The 17,879-nt window shown below is 35.6% G+C and carries 18 protein-coding genes; 16 read left to right on the top strand and 2 right to left on the bottom strand.

Annotated elements, in window-relative coordinates; genetic code table 11:
- Nucleotides 1-48 precede the first annotated feature (48 nt).
- Nucleotides 49-960, bottom strand: a complete 912-nt coding sequence (locus HRG09_RS13730; RefSeq protein WP_174101325.1) for a DMT family transporter — start codon at nucleotides 958-960, stop codon at nucleotides 49-51.
- 97 nt (nucleotides 961-1,057) lie between these two features.
- Here HRG09_RS13730 and HRG09_RS13725 point away from each other — a divergent pair, with 97 nt between their 5' ends.
- From HRG09_RS13725 to HRG09_RS13695, 7 genes are all read left to right on the top strand, one after another.
- Nucleotides 1,058-1,927: a LysR family transcriptional regulator gene (locus tag HRG09_RS13725; protein ID WP_174101324.1), complete on the top strand. Its 870-nt coding sequence runs from the start codon at nucleotides 1,058-1,060 to the stop codon at nucleotides 1,925-1,927.
- 128 nt (nucleotides 1,928-2,055) lie between these two features.
- The gene (locus HRG09_RS13720) at nucleotides 2,056-2,487 is read left to right on the top strand and encodes an Rrf2 family transcriptional regulator (protein ID WP_174101323.1); all 432 of its coding nucleotides are present in this window, start codon (nucleotides 2,056-2,058) and stop codon (nucleotides 2,485-2,487) included.
- A gap of 102 nt (nucleotides 2,488-2,589) precedes the next feature.
- Entirely contained in the window at nucleotides 2,590-3,240 is a 651-nt protein-coding gene (locus HRG09_RS13715) for a DsbA family oxidoreductase (protein ID WP_174101322.1), read from the top strand.
- 73 nt (nucleotides 3,241-3,313) lie between these two features.
- Nucleotides 3,314-3,916, top strand: coding sequence for a nitroreductase family protein (locus tag HRG09_RS13710; protein WP_174101321.1), 603 nt, complete (start codon nucleotides 3,314-3,316; stop codon nucleotides 3,914-3,916).
- A 29-nt stretch (nucleotides 3,917-3,945) separates the two neighbouring features.
- Nucleotides 3,946-4,338 carry a nuclear transport factor 2 family protein gene (locus HRG09_RS13705; RefSeq protein ID WP_174101320.1) on the top strand — a complete coding sequence of 131 codons (393 nt, stop codon included), beginning with the start codon at nucleotides 3,946-3,948 and terminating at the stop codon, nucleotides 4,336-4,338.
- A 558-nt stretch (nucleotides 4,339-4,896) separates the two neighbouring features.
- Entirely contained in the window at nucleotides 4,897-6,150 is a 1,254-nt protein-coding gene (locus tag HRG09_RS13700) for a hemolysin family protein (RefSeq protein WP_217448033.1), read from the top strand.
- A gap of 444 nt (nucleotides 6,151-6,594) precedes the next feature.
- A complete protein-coding gene (locus HRG09_RS13695) occupies nucleotides 6,595-7,629 on the top strand; it encodes an AI-2E family transporter (protein WP_174101319.1) in 1,035 nt (344 codons plus the stop codon).
- Nucleotides 7,630-7,701: 72 nt separating this feature from the next.
- On the opposite strand, the gene HRG09_RS13690 is transcribed toward HRG09_RS13695, so the two are convergent.
- The gene (locus HRG09_RS13690) at nucleotides 7,702-8,646 is read right to left on the bottom strand and encodes an L-lactate dehydrogenase (RefSeq protein WP_174101318.1); all 945 of its coding nucleotides are present in this window, start codon (nucleotides 8,644-8,646) and stop codon (nucleotides 7,702-7,704) included.
- A gap of 643 nt (nucleotides 8,647-9,289) precedes the next feature.
- Here HRG09_RS13690 and HRG09_RS13685 point away from each other — a divergent pair.
- The 9 genes from HRG09_RS13685 to HRG09_RS13645 all read left to right on the top strand — a co-directional run bounded on the left by HRG09_RS13685 (nucleotide 9,290) and on the right by HRG09_RS13645 (nucleotide 17,867).
- On the top strand, nucleotides 9,290-10,213 hold the full coding sequence (locus tag HRG09_RS13685) for a CobW family GTP-binding protein (protein WP_174101317.1): 924 nt from the start codon (nucleotides 9,290-9,292) through the stop codon (nucleotides 10,211-10,213).
- A 334-nt stretch (nucleotides 10,214-10,547) separates the two neighbouring features.
- Entirely contained in the window at nucleotides 10,548-11,765 is a 1,218-nt protein-coding gene (locus tag HRG09_RS13680; RefSeq protein WP_174101316.1) for a substrate-binding domain-containing protein, read from the top strand.
- Between the two features lie 102 nt (nucleotides 11,766-11,867).
- Nucleotides 11,868-12,641: an ABC transporter ATP-binding protein gene (locus HRG09_RS13675; RefSeq protein ID WP_174101315.1), complete on the top strand. Its 774-nt coding sequence runs from the start codon at nucleotides 11,868-11,870 to the stop codon at nucleotides 12,639-12,641.
- Complete coding sequence (locus HRG09_RS13670; RefSeq protein ID WP_174101314.1) at nucleotides 12,619-13,323, top strand: branched-chain amino acid ABC transporter ATP-binding protein; 705 nt, start codon at nucleotides 12,619-12,621, stop codon at nucleotides 13,321-13,323. Before HRG09_RS13675 ends, HRG09_RS13670 begins: the two co-directional genes overlap by 23 nt.
- Nucleotides 13,324-13,349: 26 nt before the next feature.
- Nucleotides 13,350-14,210, top strand: a complete 861-nt coding sequence (locus HRG09_RS13665; protein WP_174101313.1) for a branched-chain amino acid ABC transporter permease — start codon at nucleotides 13,350-13,352, stop codon at nucleotides 14,208-14,210.
- 1 nt (nucleotide 14,211) lies between these two features.
- Nucleotides 14,212-15,216, top strand: coding sequence for a branched-chain amino acid ABC transporter permease (locus HRG09_RS13660; RefSeq protein ID WP_174101312.1), 1,005 nt, complete (start codon nucleotides 14,212-14,214; stop codon nucleotides 15,214-15,216).
- Nucleotides 15,217-15,358: 142 nt separating this feature from the next.
- Entirely contained in the window at nucleotides 15,359-15,802 is a 444-nt protein-coding gene (locus HRG09_RS13655; RefSeq protein ID WP_174101311.1) for a MarR family winged helix-turn-helix transcriptional regulator, read from the top strand.
- Between the two features lie 51 nt (nucleotides 15,803-15,853).
- Nucleotides 15,854-16,795 (top strand): ring-cleaving dioxygenase, encoded by a 942-nt coding sequence (locus HRG09_RS13650; RefSeq protein WP_174101310.1) that lies wholly within the window; start codon nucleotides 15,854-15,856, stop codon nucleotides 16,793-16,795.
- 16 nt (nucleotides 16,796-16,811) lie between these two features.
- Entirely contained in the window at nucleotides 16,812-17,867 is a 1,056-nt protein-coding gene (locus HRG09_RS13645) for an LLM class flavin-dependent oxidoreductase (protein ID WP_174101309.1), read from the top strand.
- Nucleotides 17,868-17,879: the final 12 nt, after the last annotated feature.

Here is a 17,879-nt window from a genome sequence, read left to right as displayed (position 1 = left end):
ATAAGAAAACGCCTATTTGATGATAGGCGTTTTCTTATTTATATTGGACTAGCATCTTTTAGGTTCAACAGACTGTTTCATGGTAAGTGACTTTGGTTTTATATTTACAAAACAAATACTCACGACAATAAATAAGAGTCCAACGAATAAACTAGTGGTAATAGCTTCATGCAGGAAAATAGAACTTACAATAATTGCGATTAGTGGAATAAGAAATGTATAAGCTCCAACTTTACTAGCTTCTCCAGCTCCGACAAGTGTAAAGTAGGCAAGCCAACCCATTGCAATAACAAAGATTGAAATGAATAGTAATACGATTACAAATGGTATGCTCCAAGTAATGCTAGACCAGTTTTCAAATTCTGAACCGAATCCAATTAAGCAAAATCCTCCAATGATAAGCTGAAGTGTAACCATCCAAATTGCATTTACACGGTTTCCAGTTTTTTTGATAAATACTGTACCAAGTGCCCAGCCAACTGCACATCCTAAAGCAAGGAAAATACCGATAATAGAAATATGTCCGGTTAAGCTACTAGAGCTAATAACAGCAACGCCCGTAAATCCAAGAATAAGGCCGAAAATTTTCAAGCCATACATTGTTTCTTCAAGCCAAATCCAAGAGAAAATTCCAAGTAAGACAGGCTGAAGAAATACAATAGCGGAAAAGAGTCCGGCAGGCATATACTGAAGTCCTACAGTTTGTAGTCCGTAAAATAAAATAATGTTGAGTAAAGCGGAAATAAAGTATAAATGCCAAGTTTCTTTTAGATGTAATTGTTTGTATTTCGGTAATGCGAAAATAAGTAGAATAAATCCTCCTATTAATGTTCTGACTCCTGCAAATAATACGGGCGGTGTATAATGCAGAGCAAATTTAGATAAAGGCCAATTAATCCCCCACATAAGAACGAGGAATGAAAGGATTATGGCTGTTTTTGTTCGTGAAAGTTGCACCACGATAATACCTCCTTGTTGTATTTCATTTCACTATGATATGATATTGAACACGATAAATAAAATGAATCTTTTTTATAAGGAGTATAAGTAATTAGTTATGACCATTACGCAACTTCAAGTTTTTGTAAAAGTAGTCGAATTAGGAAGTTTTACGAAGGCAGCTCGAGCCTTGAATATGACGCAACCAGCTGTCAGTCATGCTATTTCTAGCGTGGAATCGGAATTAGGTGTAACACTTATCATACGTGATAAACGAAAAGGTTTGATTCTTACTGATGTAGGGAATCGTATTTTGGTTCATTTTCGAGAAATTTTAAATGGCGTTGAGAAAGTAGAACAAGAAGTAGCGAAGGAGAAAGGACATGAAGTTGGTACAATTCGAATCGGAAGTTTTCCAAGTGCATCAGCATATTTCCTGCCTAAAATGATCAATGTCTTTCGTGAGAAATATCCGAATTTAGAGTTGATACTCCATGAAGGAACATTGAAAGAAGTAGAAGAGTGGCTAGAGTCACGTGTAATTGATGTAGGAATCGTAATTTTACCAAATAAAGAAATGGAAATTGTACCTTTAACGAAGGGAAAGATGGTTGTTGTTTTAAGAAATGATCATCCTCTATGGGAGAAAGCGACAATTACAATTCAAGATTTAGAAAATGAACCAATTATTATTTGTAAAGGTGGGTATGAACCACCAATTATAGAAATGTTTAAGCAAGCTTCCGTACCGCTTCGTATTGAATACGTTGTGTCTACTGTGACGACATCCTTGAATATGATACAAGAGGGATTAGGGTTAGCTATATTAGCTGAATTATCCTTATCAGATTTACCACCGAATGTTCAAACGAGAGAATTACAACCACAAGTATGGAGAGAAATTGCGTTAGCTGTTCCTTCATTAAAAGAATCTTCACTAGCTGTTCAACTTTTTATTGAAGAATTTCAAGGGGTGTTTGCAGAATAGTAAAAAAGCATCTTGTTTGTAAGGTGCCTTTTTACTTATTGCTATCACATGTCAAAAAAAGTTTTATAGAAAGGGTTGACTTACATTCTTGTTGTAACTATAATGATTACATCAAGGTGGTGATTACGATGAAAATTAGTAGCCGCTTTTCTATAGCTGTTCATATTTTATCCATTTTGAAAAACAATCCATCTTCTGTTTGTACTTCTGAATTTATGGCTGAGAGTGTAAATACAAATTCGGTTGTAATTCGAAAAATAATGTCTTACTTAAAACAAGCCAAGTTTGTTTATGTAAATCGAGGACCAGGTGGGGCTGGGTTATTAAAGGGTTTAAGTGAAATTACATTATTAGATGTATATCATGCAGTAAATGTAGTTGAAGAAGATAAGCTATTTCACATTCATGAACAGCCGAATCCAGATTGTCCAATTGGAGCGAATATTCAAGCTGTATTAGAATTGATTTTAATTCAAGCACAATCTGCGATGGAAGAAGTGTTAAAAAGTATCACGATGGAGCATTTGTATGAATCGTTACAAGAGAAAATGAATGTTTAAAACATGCAAAGCTCGATAAAAAGAGAATGCATATTTTTTTCTTACAGGTGTAACAGTAAGTGTTACATCTAATGGAATCAAAAGAAGGTAAGGTGTAATCATATGACTGTAAAAATGAAAGTGTACTCTGATTTTATTTGTCCGTTTTGCTTTTTAGCAAAAGGTCCATTAGATGAGGTAGCGAAGGAGAAAGATGTAGAAATCGAATGGATGCCATTTGAATTACGTCCAAGTCCATATTCTAAAATAGATCCTTGGAATGAGCCGGAAAAGTTAGGTTCATGGGATTCATTCATTCTTCCTACTGCAAAGAAATTAGGAGTTGAAATGCGATTGCCACGTGTTTCACCGCATCCATATACACATTTAGCTTTTGAAGGGTGCCAATTTGCGAAGGAGCACGGACTTGGAAATGAGTACCATCACCAAGTGTTTACTGCATTTTTTCAGGAAGAACAAAATATTGAAGATATAGATGTATTAACAAAATTAGCAGTAGAAGTAGGGCTTCCTGAAGCCGAATTTAAAGATGCTTTAGTAACTCGTAAATATAAAGAAAAACATCAGCAAGCGATTCAACATGCATACGATGAAGCGAATATTATGGCTGTTCCAACTGTAATGATTGGAGACGAAGTCATTCAAGGACTTGCTAGTAAAGAAACGTTAGAAAGAATAATTGATAAAGAGATCGAAAAGGATAAAACAAATTCATTTGAAGGTATGCAATGTAATACGGATGGATATTGCTAATCCATCTTTCACTGAATAGTCAAATCGATTTGTTTAAATAAATTATAAAACGTATAAATTTGGAGGAATTGTCATGTCAGTAACTACAACAAACTTAAAAGAAGCAATTGTGAACCGTCGTTCAATTCGTAAAGTAACAAAAAATGCTACGATTACAAAAGAAAGAATCAATGAAGTTTTAAAAACAGCTTTACATGCACCAACCTCTTTCAATATGCAAAGTGGCCGTATGGTTGTATTAATGGATGCAGAGCATGAAAAGTTCTGGGGTATTGTAAAAGAAACACTTAGAGCTCGCGTGCCAGCAGAAAATTTTGAAGCAACTGTAGAAAGACTAAAAGGTTTCCGTGAAGGAGTAGGAACAGTACTATTCTTTGAAAATCAAGCGACAGTAAAACAAATGCAAGAAAATGCACCATTATATAAAGAACAGTTCCCATTCTGGTCTCATCAAGGAAATGCGATGCTACAACATACTGTCTGGATGCTATTATCTGCAGAGGGAATCGGAGCATCATTACAACATTACAACCCAATTGTAGATGCTGAAGTGAAAGAAACTTGGAATATTCCAGCGGAGTGGAGCTTAGTAGGGCAAATGCCATTTGGTGAGCCAAATGAACAACCGGGTGAAAGAACATTCTTACCTACTGAAGATGTAGTGGAATTTTACTAAAATATCCTTGGAAGTATAGGGAGTAATATATGACAGAAAGTACAAATTTGCAAATCATTCGTAGTACGTATAAAGGTCCAGATTACTTAATAAAGGCTCTTTCAAAAGAAGTAGAGTGGACAGAAGCGGAAGGGTTCCCATATGGTGGCACGTATGTTGGGGTAGAAGCTGTAATAGAAAATGTTTTTAGCCGTCTAGCATCAGAATGGGATGATTTTAGAGCGAGCGTGCATACGTATCATGAGGTGAATAGCAAAGAAATCGTTATTGCTGAAGGGATATACTCTGGAGTATATAAAACAACAGGTAAAGTATTTCAAGCTGATTTTGTACATGTTTGGGAATTGCGTAATAGAAAAGTTGTAAGATTCAAACAATATGTTGATAGCCATACTGTTCAACAAGCACTACTACCTTCTTAATAGTAAATAGAGAGTGAAAAGGGAAGCTGTTTCAGAAATAGTTTCTCTTTTTTGTGTGCTTTTAAACAAAGATTTGTTATTGGGTGGAGTATAACGTCTTCGTTTAGGGAAGCATAGGGACGGTTCTTATGCTTCTTTTCAGTCTTCGACAACCCTCTTCTATCAATATTAACCTTCTCAAAATGTTCATCTGGTAGTGGACAAACCCACAATCCTTTTTAAAAAAGATTCATATACTAAAAGTAGAGTAAGTGGAGGTTCTTAGGCCTCTTTTTTCCTGATGTCTAACATCAGATGTGTTAAATTTAGAACGTTTAAATACACCCTACATTGGTTAGGGCTAGGTAGCAGTTATTTGCACACCGCGATTTTTCTTGTTTCACACTGATGTTCCACAAGGGCGAAGAAAGGGATTTATCCTTTTTCACTTACTCTATTTATTTTCTGAAAATAGGTAACGGAAAAATCTTCAATCTATTCATTGGGATTAAAAATAGGTATTGGATTTGAGGTAAAAGAACTGTCGCCTGTTTCAATCTAATTGGAGTGTGAATTATATTGGATACTATTGTCTTAATTATTGTGCTTGTGGTTTCACTTTATTTATCAACATACTATTCAGCGGCAGAAACGGCTTATTCAAGTGTTAATAAAATCAGGTTAAGATATTATGCTAGTAAAAACAAACCAGGCAGTAAAAAAGCCTTATATATAACCGAGCACTTTGACGAAGCCCTATCTACCATTTTAATAGGGAACAATATTACGAATGTGGCCGCTACTAGTATTGGGACAACTGTGGCAGCGAAGCTTTTCGGAGAGGGAGCTGGACTACTTATTAGTACAATTGTCATGACGATTATCATCTTAATATTTGCCGAAATTTTACCAAAAACCATCGCGAATGAAAATGCTGGGAAATATTCCTTAAAATATTCTCGAAGTTTACTTTTTCAAATGAGGTTATTAACGCCGGTTAATGTTCTGAACCATAAGCTGAAAGAATTTGTTTCTAAAAAATTCGGAAAAACCGAAAACCTGCCATCTATTACAGAGGAAGAAATTAAGTTATTGGTAGACATCAGTGAAAAAGAGGGGATTATTAATAAGGACGAGAAGGAGCTCGTTCACCGGACCCTGGCGTTAAAAGAAATAATGGTTGGGGAAATTTTTACCCCACGTATGGATATTATTGCCGTAGAAGTAAACCAATCAATTGAAGAAATTAAAAAAGTTTTTTTGAAGGAGAGATATTCGAAAATTCCAGTCTACAAAGAAAACATCGATAATATTATAGGATTCTTGACAGAACGTGAATTCATGTCTGAGCTGATCCAGCATAATGAGGTCAATATTGCGAAACTTTTACGATATCCTCTGTTTGTTGAGAATTCAATGAGTAGTGGTTCCCTAATGCATAAATTACAAAGGACGAAAAGCCAAATGGCTATCGTTGTCGATGAATTTGGAGGAACTTTTGGATTAATCACCCTTGAGGATATTCTCGAAGTATTGGTAGGAGACATTTGGGACGAGCACGATGAGAAAATCATGGTGAAAAAGCTGGATGAGTCTTTGTATAAAGTGGATACCCGGTTTAAGTTAAAAGAATTCGTGGAATTGTTTAATGTCCCAATGCCTGAAACGCAAGCTCATACCCTTGGCGGTTGGATTTTTGAAAAGCTTGAGAGAATTCCGAAAGAAGGCAAAACATTTCAATTTGAAAACCTTCAAATTACTGTACATGAGGTTAATCATTACCGAATTCGAAAAGTTATGATAGAGATTCTCCCTATAGAGAACGAGGAATGAAGCAAGAGGAATGGAAGATGGTTCTCTTGCTTTTTTCATTTCAAAATGTCTAAGCATACTGAAAAAGGATCGTAGCACTTTATATTTGCTTGTACAGATATAAAGAGGGATTATATGATTTAGCAAGAACACAATGTATATAAAGAAGAGTGAAAAATTGCATTCTGTCGCTATGGATTATATGAAACGAGGGAGTGCTTGCATATAAAGGGTAGAGCTCATAAGGTTGTGAATGGAGAACTTTTGAAAGTTGTAATAATATACGAAGTAGGAGTTGTTTGAGAATATTACAATATAGATGGAAAATGGGACTTTTCGAAGTTAAAAGAAAGATTCAAGAGTTTTAGTCATAAGATGTTGTAAAGAGCAACTTTATTATGGGAATTGATAGAACTAGTCATGATAAAACAAGATAAAGAAACTGGGAGAGGAAGTTTGAAATAAATGATGCAAATGAAAAGTTTCTTTCAAAGTAGAGGGTTCCAGAGGTTCCTTGTATTAATCATCTTAGCTCTTATATTATACGGGCTAAAAAGTATGATTAATTTAATTTTGATTACCTTTATCCTTACGTTTCTAATGGATCGATTTCAAAGGTTTATTTCTGAAAAGCTTAATCGTTTTGTACGGATAAATAGAAAATTGATTATCGCTTTTTTATACATTGTTTTAGTGACGTTTATTATTACTACGCTATATAAATATTTACCTGTGTTAACGATACAAATTTCACAATTGATTTATCAGTTTAAACTCTTTTTCCAGAACCCACCGGATAATGAAATGATACGATATGCGTTTTCGACGATTAATCAGATGGAAGTTTCAAAGTATATTGAACAAGGTGTAGATGTCGTTTACCAATCTTTAGCAAATATTGGTAAATTGAGTTTGCAAATTTTACTCTCTCTTATTTTGAGTTTATTTTTCTTGTTAGAAAAGGAGCGCATTATTCGCTTTACCTCTAAGTTTAAGGAGAGTAAATTAAGAATCTTTTATGAGGAACTCACATATTTCGGTCAAAGGTTTGCGAGGTCGTTTGGAAAAGTGATTGAAGCGCAGTTTTTGATAGCTGTTGTAAATTGTATTCTCACTGTGATTGCACTTGTGTTTCTCGGTTTTCCACAACTTCTTGTATTAGCTGTCATGGTATTCTTACTAGGACTCATTCCTGTTGCAGGTGTGATTATTTCATTATTTCCACTTTGTATTATTGCGTATAACATCGGTGGAATTGCCTATGTCGTATACATATTAATTTTTATTACAGTCATTCATGCAATTGAAAGCTATTTCTTAAATCCAAAATTTATGTCCGCAAAAACGAATTTACCAATCTTTTATACATTTATGGTTCTTATCTTTTCAGAACACTTTTTAGGAATATGGGGTCTTATTATTGGGATTCCGATCTTTATTTTCTTACTTGACGTGCTTGAGGTGCACGATGGAGAGAAATCTTATCCAAATGCAGAATGAATTTTCAAGTTATGTAAAAAGCAATCCAATATCTTTGGATTGCTTTTTTTGAAGGCATAATCAGTATGTATTTTACAGTACAGGAGCCATTGTTTCTTTCAGTACTTGAACAGAGTGATCGAACTTTAACTCCTCGTCTTCACTTAGTTCAACTTCTAAAATTTCACGAACTCCTTGACGGTTTAAGACGGCAGGAACACCGATATAAACATCATTTTGTCCATATTGACCTTCAAGATATGCAGATACAGTTAATACGCTGTTTTCATCATTTAAAATTGCTTTTGTTACACGTAAAAGCGACATGCCGATGCCGTAGTATGTTGCACCTTTTCGTTCAATGATGTGATAGGCTGCATCGCGAACATTTATAAAGATTTCATCTAAATCTTTTTGGTTATGTTCATTATCTTTTTCAAGAATCGTTTGTAGTTTTTGAATTCCGATTGATACGTGGCTCCAAACAGGGAGTTCTGTATCGCCATGTTCACCGATGATGTAGGCATGAATATTGTGAGATCCAATATTAAAATATTCTCCTAGCATGTAGCGGAAACGAGCAGAATCTAGAGTTGTACCAGAACCAATTACCCGTTCTTTTGGTAGTCCGGATTCTTTCCATGTTACGTAAGTTAAAATATCTACAGGATTTGTAGCAATTAAGAAGATACCATCAAATCCGCTATCCATAATACTACGAACGATTTGTTTAAAGATCTTAGCATTTTTCTCGACTAAGTCTAAACGTGTTTCACCTGGTTTTTGTGGCAAACCAGCAGTGATTACAACAAGATCTGCATCTTTACAATCTGCATAGCTACCTTTCCAAACTCTTGTTGGTGATGGAGCAAAGGGAACCGCATGACTTAAGTCCATAGCTTCTCCTTCTGCTTTCGCTTCGTTTACATCAACGAGAACAAATTCTTCTGCAACACCTTGGTTAATCATGCAGTAAGCATAGCTACATCCTACTGCTCCAGTTCCTACTAATACAACACGGTTAATCCCTTTTTTCATATGACAATTCCTCGCTATTTCAGTAATTTTGATATGTAAGATAGGTCTTACTTCTATAGAATCAAATCTAGTTTATTACATTTTATGAAAGATATTCAAGTATTTCAAAATATATCCGTTCAAATAGGTATTAATTATAATGAATAAAACATAGCTATCTCTTAGCTAAAGTCAAAATCCATACTTTTGCGGAGGATTAACAGCTTTTGAACAAGGGAAAGAACTCGAATTATTTCCTCATATTACATTGCCAGCGGGGGGCATACATTTTGCAAGAGAATATACAACGTTAACATATGATTGGATACTAGGAACAATTAAATCTGGAATTCGGGTTGCTGATAAAGTGAAACTTTAATCAGTGGGAGTTCCTCATTCCCCACTGATTATTAGCCCTCACCAATCGGGCTTTTACGGGCAGCTTATCTCCCATCTAACTTCTTTGCTCCCGCCGAATTTTGAGGTGGGAGTATTACTGTCCTGAAATAGCGGGATAAAGTAAATCACTTAACATATAGAGGGAATCAACATAGTGAGCTTGTTTTGTTTACAAATAGAAGTTGTTTTAATAAAATAATAAATATAAATCGTAATAATTACGCTTTAAAATATATTAGAAACGCAGAAATGGATGGTCGGTAATATGAGTAAAGTAGAAATTCATATATTAGGTGGTTTTTTGGGAAGTGGAAAATCAACACTGCTACAAAATCTATTATTAGCGGAAAAGAAGAAAAATCGAAAAGTAGCTGTTTTAATGAATGAAATAGGTGAATACTCAGTAGATACGGATATTATAGGAAAAGAGAATGTTTTAAGAGAACTTTTAAAAGGCTGCATTTGTTGTACATTGAAAGATGAACTTGAAATTCAATTACATTCTTTATATCAACAAGAAAGACCCGATGTCATTTATATAGAAACAACAGGAGTGGCTCACCCAATTGAAGTATTAGATGCATGCTTGTCACCTATTTTAGCTCCTTATCTTGATGTGAAGTCCATTGTTGTTGTATTAGATGCGATGAGATGGTTAAATCGCGATACATTAAGTAAAAATATTCAACAACTTTTACATGAACAAATCAAATATGGAAGTCATATCCTCATCAATAAATCAGATTTATTAAAAGATGAGGAGAAGCAAAAAGTTTTAGAAGAAGTAGCAGCAATTAATAAACATGCTAAATTGTATAAAACACAGTATTGTAATATATCTTTAGGAGATATAGAAGGTGTGGAATTTAAAGGGAATGAAGAGCATGAAACATTACATGTGAAGCAGCATTTACATATACAAACGATGACATATCAATTTACAAAATCAATTGACCAAGATCAACTATATGAATGGCTTTCCAATTTACCGCAGGAGATTTATCGAGTTAAGGGATTTGTAAAATTTCATGGGGATAAGTACCCGCATTTATTACAATATTCATTTGGGGTACCAATTTTATTGGAACAGGACTTTGGATTTCCGACAAACCTTGTGATTATTGGTGAAGGTTTAGATAAGCAACAATTAAAGGTAGGGTTAAGTAGCTTAGAAAATAATGCGTTTTAATGAGTTGATATAAAACAAACAGCGGAGAATGATAGATTCTCCGCTGTTTGACATGTATTCAAATGGTAGCGGATGTAGCATTTAGTCACCACCGGAAAATGCTTACTAAATTGTAGATGCTCAAAGGTTAGGGTGTATAATTCAAATAATTGTATGAATATTTACAAATGCATTGGAAGGGATTTGGAAATGTCTGGCGAATGTAGAGGTACTTCAAGAAATTTTTATTAACAGCCTAATTCACATTGTTAAAAGCGAAAAGTCATGATTACGGATGGTTTACTGCTATGGCGTATTTGATTCTATTAGAAAGTAAAGTATGGGGAGGATCACAATGTCAGCAAAAAAACGTAAGTGGCTAAAAATGGTGTTTACGGGATGTATTCTTGGTTCGTTGTTAGTCACAGCAGGATGTGCAGGAAAAAAGGCAAGTACAGACGATGAGAAGGCGATTAAGGTAGGTGTTCTTGCTTCGTTAACAGGTCCACTTGAATCATATGGGAAACAAACGGTAAGTGGATTTGAATTAGGATTAGATTATGCAACAGGTGGAACAGGAAAAGTAGAAGGAAAGAAGATTAAGTTTGTTGTAGAAGATACAGAAACGAAAGCGGATGTAGCGGTTAAAAAAGCTACGAAACTATTAGAGGAAGACAAGGTTGATTTTCTTGTTGGATCCTCGAGTTCAAGTGATACATTAGCAGTGTTACCACTAGCGGAAGAATATGAAAAAATAATGGTTGTTGAACCTGCAGTTGCAGATAGTATTACAGGTAAGAACTGGAATAAATATATTTTTAGAACAGGTAGAAATTCATCTCAAGATGCAATTGCTGGTGCAGCGTCAATTGCTAAGAAAGATGTAAAGGTTGCAACGTTTGCACCAGATAACGCCTTTGGTAGGGAAGGAATTGCTGCATTTAAAATGGGTGCGAAGAAACTAGGAGCGAATATTGTAAACGAACAATATGCTGATACGAATTCCACTGATTTTACTGCAAATATTCAGAACATCATTAGTTCAAAACCAGATTATTTATTTGTTGTTTGGGCCGGTGCGAACTCACCATGGAAGCAATTAAAGGATATGAATGTGGAAGCACAAGGGATTAAAATTTCAACTGGAGCACCGGATATACCGGCATTAAAAACGATGGATGCATTAGTAGGTATGCAAGGATTTTCAGTATATTATCATACACTTCCGAAAAATAAAGTAAACGATTGGCTAGTGGAAGAACATAAGAAGCGTTTCAATGGAGCAGTTCCAGATTTGTTTGCAGCTGGAGGAATGTCAGCAGCAATTTCTATCGTTGAAGGGTTAAAGAAAACAAAAGGTGATACAGACGTTGATACGCTTATTAAGAAGATGGAAGGAATGGAATTTGAGACTCCAAAAGGAAAAATGAAATTTAGAGAAAAAGACCACCAAGCGTTGCAAACGCTTTATTCTATAACGCTTCAAAAACAAGATGGTGTTGATTATCCAGTACCTGTTTTAGAGCGTGAACTGACAATGAAAGAAACAGAGCCACCAATCCAAAATAAATAATCAGAATTTTTAGTTAATCCGAAGGTAAAGAGAGGGGTGTCCCCTCTCTTTATAGTTAGTTTTTGAAATGAATAATAAAAAATCCTTATGAGGAGGGATAGAGTGGAGAGTTTATTAGAGACTCGGAATCTTTGTGTCTCATTTGGTGAACATCATGTTATTAAAAATGTGAATTTGACAATACCAAAAGGAAAGCTAGTTTCTATCATTGGACCGAACGGAGCAGGCAAAACAACTCTATTTAACTTGTTAAGTGGACAGATTTCTCCAACAAAAGGTGAGGTATATTTTAAAGAACGTGACATTACAAAGTTATCGATTTCAGAGCGAACTCGCCTTGGGATGGGACGCTCTTTCCAGCTTACAAATATTTTTCCAGAGTTAACAGTAATTGAAAATATACGTTTAAGTGTACAGTCGTTTGCTCAAGATTATTATAGTTTTTTTCCAAACTTCTCGCGATTTAAGCAGCAGATGGGAGAGGCGAGACGTCTTCTGAAGACAGTATTGCTTCACGAAAAAGAAGAAGTGCTAGCGAAAAATTTAGCACATGGGGAAAAGAGAAAATTAGAACTGGCTATGCTGCTAGCACTCAAAACAGATGTATTGCTACTTGATGAACCGACAGCGGGTATTTCTGTTGAGGAAGTTCCAGCTATTCTACAAGTAATCGAGAATATAAAGAAAAATCGAGAGAATACGATTGTACTTATCGAACACAAAATGGATATGGTTTTGCATTTATCAGATCACCTTATTGTATTATTTCATGGTGAGTTATTAGCGGAAGGATTGCCGAAGGATATTGTGAAGGATGAGCGGGTACAAACGGCATATTTAGGGGGATTGCACGGTGACACTATTAAAAGTGGATAATATAGAAACATATTTGGATCAGTTTCATATTTTGCAAGGTGTTTCTTTTAAGGTTGAGACAGGAACGATCACCGTATTATTTGGGAGAAATGGGGCTGGAAAAACAACGACTTTACGTTCAATTATGGGGTTTCATCGAATTTCTAATGGCGAGATTTATTATTGTGATGAAAAAGTACATGGTTTATCTACTCATCTAATTTCGCGAAAAGGAATAGGCTATGTGCCAGAAAATCAAGGGATTTTTCATGATTTAACGGTAGAAGAAACATTTGCTCTTGCGGGAGCGAAGAAAGGGATAGAGGTCGCGGAAAAAGTAGAATGGATGCTCGATTTATTTCCAGATTTAAAACAATATTGGAATAAAAAAAGCGGGTTGTTGAGCGGAGGACAAAAGCAAATGCTGGCGATTTCAAGGGCGTTCATTAATAGTGATGGGTTGCTATTAATTGATGAGCCGAGTAAAGGATTAGCGCCAATTATGATTGAGAAGTTAATGTCAGCCATTTTGCAAATGAAAGAGAAAACAACAGTTTTGCTTGTGGAACAAAATTTTATGATGGCCAGCCAGATAGGTGATTATTTTTACATTATGGATAATGGCACAGTCGTGCACAACGGCCCAATGAATGAACTGAAAGAAGATAAGGAAACATGTCATAAGTATTTAGGGATTTCTTAACATTGATACGGAAGGAGGTATAGAACGTGGATGTGTTAGTGAATTTGTTTGTAAACGGTGTTTCGACAGGTATGCTTATTTTCTTATTAGCATCTGGACTTTCACTAATTTTCGGTTTAATGAGTGTGCTCAATTTTGCTCATGGTGGATTGTTTGCATGGGGGGCTTTTACGGGGGTATGGCTATTCAACATGACGGGTAGTTATGTACTTGCATTAATAGGTGCGATTTTGATGGGAATGTTTCTTGGTTTCGTTTTAGAAAGATTTCTCATTCGTCCGGTCTATGGAAATCATGTTCGTCAACTTCTCGTTACACTTGGTGGAATGCTCGTACTTAGTGAATGTATAAAAGTATTTTGGGGACCGAATCCAATTAGTGCTAAATTACCATCATGGTTACAAGGGAGTTTTACATTTGATGGAATTATATTAATTAAGTATCGCTTATTTGTCATTATCGTTGGAGTCATAATCTATATTGGCTTGATGTTGTTATTACGTAAAACAAAAATAGGTCTTATGATTCGTGCTGGTGTAATGGATAAGGAGATGGTGCAAGCTCTTGGTATCAACGTAAAGGCTATATTTTCATTTGTCTTTTTATTAGGAGCTGGAATGGCAGCATTAGGAGGGTTTCTTCTTGCGCCATATTCAGGAGTTATTTTTGCTGAAATGGGTATGCAGTATGCGATTTTAGCTTTTATTGTTGTCATTATCGGAGGATTAGGTAGCGTGCAAGGTTCGGCGATTGCATCTTTAATTGTTGGATTGGCAGGAGCGTTTACGGCGTATTATATACCTGATTTATCACTCGCAATCAATATGTTAATGTTATTGTTTTTCTTAATAGTCAAACCGACGGGACTTGTTGGTGAGAAGGGGTGAAATGGTGAACAGTACATTTAACCGTGGTGGGATATATTTGGGGATGGCTGCATTGATTTGTTTAAGTGTATTTCCCTTTGTAAATGATTCAAGGAGCTTACTCATTTTGTTCACACAAATTTTCATCTTTGCTATATTTGCAATGAGTTTTGATCTTCTTCTTGGATATACAGGAATTGTTTCATTTGGTCATTGTATGTTTTTTGGAATCGGTGCGTATTGTGTCGCGCTTTTATTAGATCGACAAGAAGTTTCGATCACCAGTTTTTTAATGGGCATTGGGATAGCGGTTCTATTATCAGCGATAGTGAGTTATATAATTGGATTGCTCTCTTTACGATTAAAAAGTCATTTTTATGCAATGTTAACACTGGCTATTTCTCAATTATTCTTTGTACTGGCTGAAAAATGGCGAGCTGTGACACATGGAGGAGATGGCTTTACATTCGGGGTACCTGATATGTTTCGTGACCGCTTCACATTTTACTATATTACCCTCGTATGTTTACTTGTGATTTTTTTATTGCTTCGCTTATTTACTCAATCTTCTATCGGAAAAGTTTTGAAGGCAATTTCGCAAAATGAGCAACGGGTAGAAGCACTTGGATATAAGGTTCTTCACTATAAAATTATTGCGAGTATAGTTGCGGGAATAGTAGCAGCGATTAGCGGTGGTTTATTTGTTATTACATTACGTTTTGTAAATACAACTGTTTTTTCAATTGAAATGACTTTGAATGCTCTATTGATGGCAATGATTGGGGGAGTTGGAACATTAATTGGGGCAATTGCAGGAGCTGGAATTATTGAATCTCTAAAGTATTATTTATCAGAACTGGCGGCGCAGTATCCAATCTTTGAAAGATGGACCATTTTCCTTGGGTTACTTTATATTATTGTGTTATTAGGTTTCCCGACAGGATTGGTTGGAACGGTGAAAAAAATAAGAAAGGTAGTACAAAATAAAAAGACAGAGAAAGGCAAGGAAGTTGAACATAGCGCATGAAACTTTATCTCTAGGTAAGAGTTATCCATCAGCGGGAGAATATTCTGCTGATGGAGGTTTCAATTGATAAATTTTTTTGCTTGCAATTTTATCAGTTGAGTAGTAAAGTGATAGTGAAATCAGTGATGAGGAGGTATTCGAAGTGCGTGAAAATACGATAGGATCGTTAATTTGGTTACGTTTAATTCGTTTTACAAACCAAAGTAATCAGTTATCAAATGATTTTTTAAAACGCTTTGATTTAACGACTGCTCAATTCGATGTACTCATGCAAATTCGAATTTATCAGCCACTTACGCAAATGGAGCTAGCTGAGAAAGTTACAGTTACGCAAGGTGGCATTTCGCGTATGCTAACGCGTCTTGAAAAAGAAGGATACATTGTACGTAAGCAAGATTGGAAAACGAAAATGATTAGTCTTACAGACAAAGCTGAATCTATTTTAGACAAAGCATTACCTGAACAAGTTGCATTTCAATCATCATTTTTTAATGATGTATTAAACGAAGAAGAACAAGAAACACTATATAAACTAATAACACGTGTTCATAAGCATAGTGTAAAAAAAGAATTACCATCTGAGTAATTTTTTTTACGCCATCACTTGATTAGTCAAATGATAAAAGGAGGAATAAACATGTATAAAATTCCTGGACATCATCACATTTCAATGATTACGAAAAATGCTCAACTGAATAATCAATTTTATCAAAAAGTATTAGGACTACGCCGCGTAAAAAAGACTGTGAATCAAGATAATCCTAAAATGTATCATTTATTTTATGGAGATTTAACAGGTAGTGCGGGAACAGAACTTTCATTTTTTGAAATGACTATGGCAGGAAGAACAACTGGTGGTACAAATGCAATCACACAAATTGGTTTACTTGTTCCATCGCTTGAAAGTCTTGCGTTTTGGAAAAAACGATTTGAACAATTGGATGTAAAGCATAGTGAAATTACAACATATGTTGGTCGAGATGCTTTACATTTTGAAGATCCAGATGGATTACGATTGGTATTGTTAAATAATAAAGAGGAAGAGGTACCAGCGTATTGGTCTGCATGGGATGGTTCTGCTGTAGAGAATGAGCATCGTATTTTAGGTATGGGAACTGTTGAAATCACAGTACGAGACTTAGAGAGTTTAGGGAAAACATTAAAGGATATGTTTGGTTATGTAGAAGCATCTCGTTCTGATGGAGAGGCAATTTACCAGGCTGTTCATGGACAGTCATTTGGAGAAATTGTTGTGAAACAAAAAGAAGGACCAAAGGAAAAGCCTGGGAGAGGAAGTATTCATCATTTAGCAATCCGAGTGAAAAACGAAGAAGAGTTACGTTATTGGGAAGAGGTTGTTAAAGAAAATGGATTTCATTCAACAGGGATTGTAGACCGCTTTTATTTTCAAAGTTTATATTTCCGGGAATCAAATGGTATTTTATTTGAAATTGCAACAGATGGACCTGGATTTACTATAGATTCAAAAGTAGAAGAACTTGGTAAAGTGTTAGATTTACCACCATTTTTAGAAGAACGACGTGCAGAAATCGAAGGGAAGTTAACACCACTTGATTAAAAAGGAGAGAGAAATGATGAAACAATATCGTATAGATACAAGTAAAGGGATTGAGTTTGGTTTATATTCGATTGGGGATCATATTCCAAATCCACATACAGGTTCAAAAATTAGTGCAGAGCAGCGCATTCGAGAATTAATTGAGGCAAGTAAGTTAGCCGATGAAGCAGGACTTGATGTATTTGCTGTTGGGGAAAGCCATCAAACATACTTTACAACTCAGGCTCATACGGTCATTTTAGGGGCAATTGTACAGGCGACAAAAAATATTAAAATTGCTAGTTCGGCAACAGTGTTAAGTACATCGGATCCTGTTCGTGTATACGAAGATTTTGCTACACTTGATTTAATTTCAAACGGCAGAGCTGAAATTGTTGCTGGACGTGGTTCACGTGTAGGTGCATATGATTTGCTTGGTTATGATGTGCGTGATTATGAAGAGTTATTTGAAGAAAAAATGGAGCTATTGCTGAAGTTAAATAATGAGGAAAAAGTAACGTGGGAAGGTCAATTTCGTGCTCCACTGAAAAATGCAACCATTTTACCACAACCAGAAGGTGGATATATGCCGATTTGGCGTGCAGTAGGTGGCCCACCTGCTAGCGCAATTAAGGCTGGATATGCGGGTGTACCGATGATGCTGACAACACTTGGTGGTCCTGCTGTCAACTTTAAGGGATCGGTAGATGCGTACCGTGAAGCAGCAGAGCAAAGTGGTTTTGATCCAGCAACTTTACCAATTGCAACTACAAGTTTATTGTATACAGCAGAAAATTCACAAGATGCACTTCGTGAATATTATCCACATATTAATGCTGGAATGCTCGCATTACGTGGCGGGGGCTATCCAAAGCAACAATTCGCACAAGCTACAGATTATCGAGATGCACTAATGATTGGTAGCCCAGAGCAAATTATTGAAAAAGTACTTTATCAACATGAATTATATGGTCAGCAGCGTTTTATGGCACAAATTGACTTTGGCGGCGTACCATTTGAAAAGGTAGCGAAAAACATTGAGTTGATTGCCACAAAAGTAATACCAACTATTAAGAAACATACAGCGAAATAATAAGGGGTGCAT

Origin of the sequence: Bacillus sp. Xin1, from assembly GCF_013314535.1 — a bacterium.
In the GTDB taxonomy this organism is placed as follows: domain Bacteria; phylum Bacillota; class Bacilli; order Bacillales; family Bacillaceae_G; genus Bacillus_A.
Note: the sequence above shows the minus strand (reverse complement) of the source record. Positions and strands in the feature narration are given on the sequence as shown.

What these genes read in the sequence shown, in the direction of transcription:
- HRG09_RS13725 (WP_174101324.1), top strand. Translation starts at nt 1,058, where the DNA reads ATGACCATTACGCAACTTCAAGTTTTTGTAAAAGTAGTCGAATTAGGA.
- HRG09_RS13720 (WP_174101323.1), top strand. Translation starts at nt 2,056, where the DNA reads ATGAAAATTAGTAGCCGCTTTTCTATAGCTGTTCATATTTTATCCATT.
- HRG09_RS13715 (WP_174101322.1), top strand. Translation starts at nt 2,590, where the DNA reads ATGACTGTAAAAATGAAAGTGTACTCTGATTTTATTTGTCCGTTTTGC.
- HRG09_RS13710 (WP_174101321.1), top strand. Translation starts at nt 3,314, where the DNA reads ATGTCAGTAACTACAACAAACTTAAAAGAAGCAATTGTGAACCGTCGT.
- HRG09_RS13705 (WP_174101320.1), top strand. Translation starts at nt 3,946, where the DNA reads ATGACAGAAAGTACAAATTTGCAAATCATTCGTAGTACGTATAAAGGT.
- HRG09_RS13695 (WP_174101319.1), top strand. Translation starts at nt 6,595, where the DNA reads ATGATGCAAATGAAAAGTTTCTTTCAAAGTAGAGGGTTCCAGAGGTTC.
- HRG09_RS13690 (WP_174101318.1), bottom strand. Translation starts at nt 8,646, where the DNA reads ATGAAAAAAGGGATTAACCGTGTTGTATTAGTAGGAACTGGAGCAGTA.
- HRG09_RS13685 (WP_174101317.1), top strand. Translation starts at nt 9,290, where the DNA reads ATGAGTAAAGTAGAAATTCATATATTAGGTGGTTTTTTGGGAAGTGGA.
- HRG09_RS13680 (WP_174101316.1), top strand. Translation starts at nt 10,548, where the DNA reads ATGTCAGCAAAAAAACGTAAGTGGCTAAAAATGGTGTTTACGGGATGT.
- HRG09_RS13660 (WP_174101312.1), top strand. Translation starts at nt 14,212, where the DNA reads ATGGTGAACAGTACATTTAACCGTGGTGGGATATATTTGGGGATGGCT.
- HRG09_RS13650 (WP_174101310.1), top strand. Translation starts at nt 15,854, where the DNA reads ATGTATAAAATTCCTGGACATCATCACATTTCAATGATTACGAAAAAT.
- HRG09_RS13645 (WP_174101309.1), top strand. Translation starts at nt 16,812, where the DNA reads ATGAAACAATATCGTATAGATACAAGTAAAGGGATTGAGTTTGGTTTA.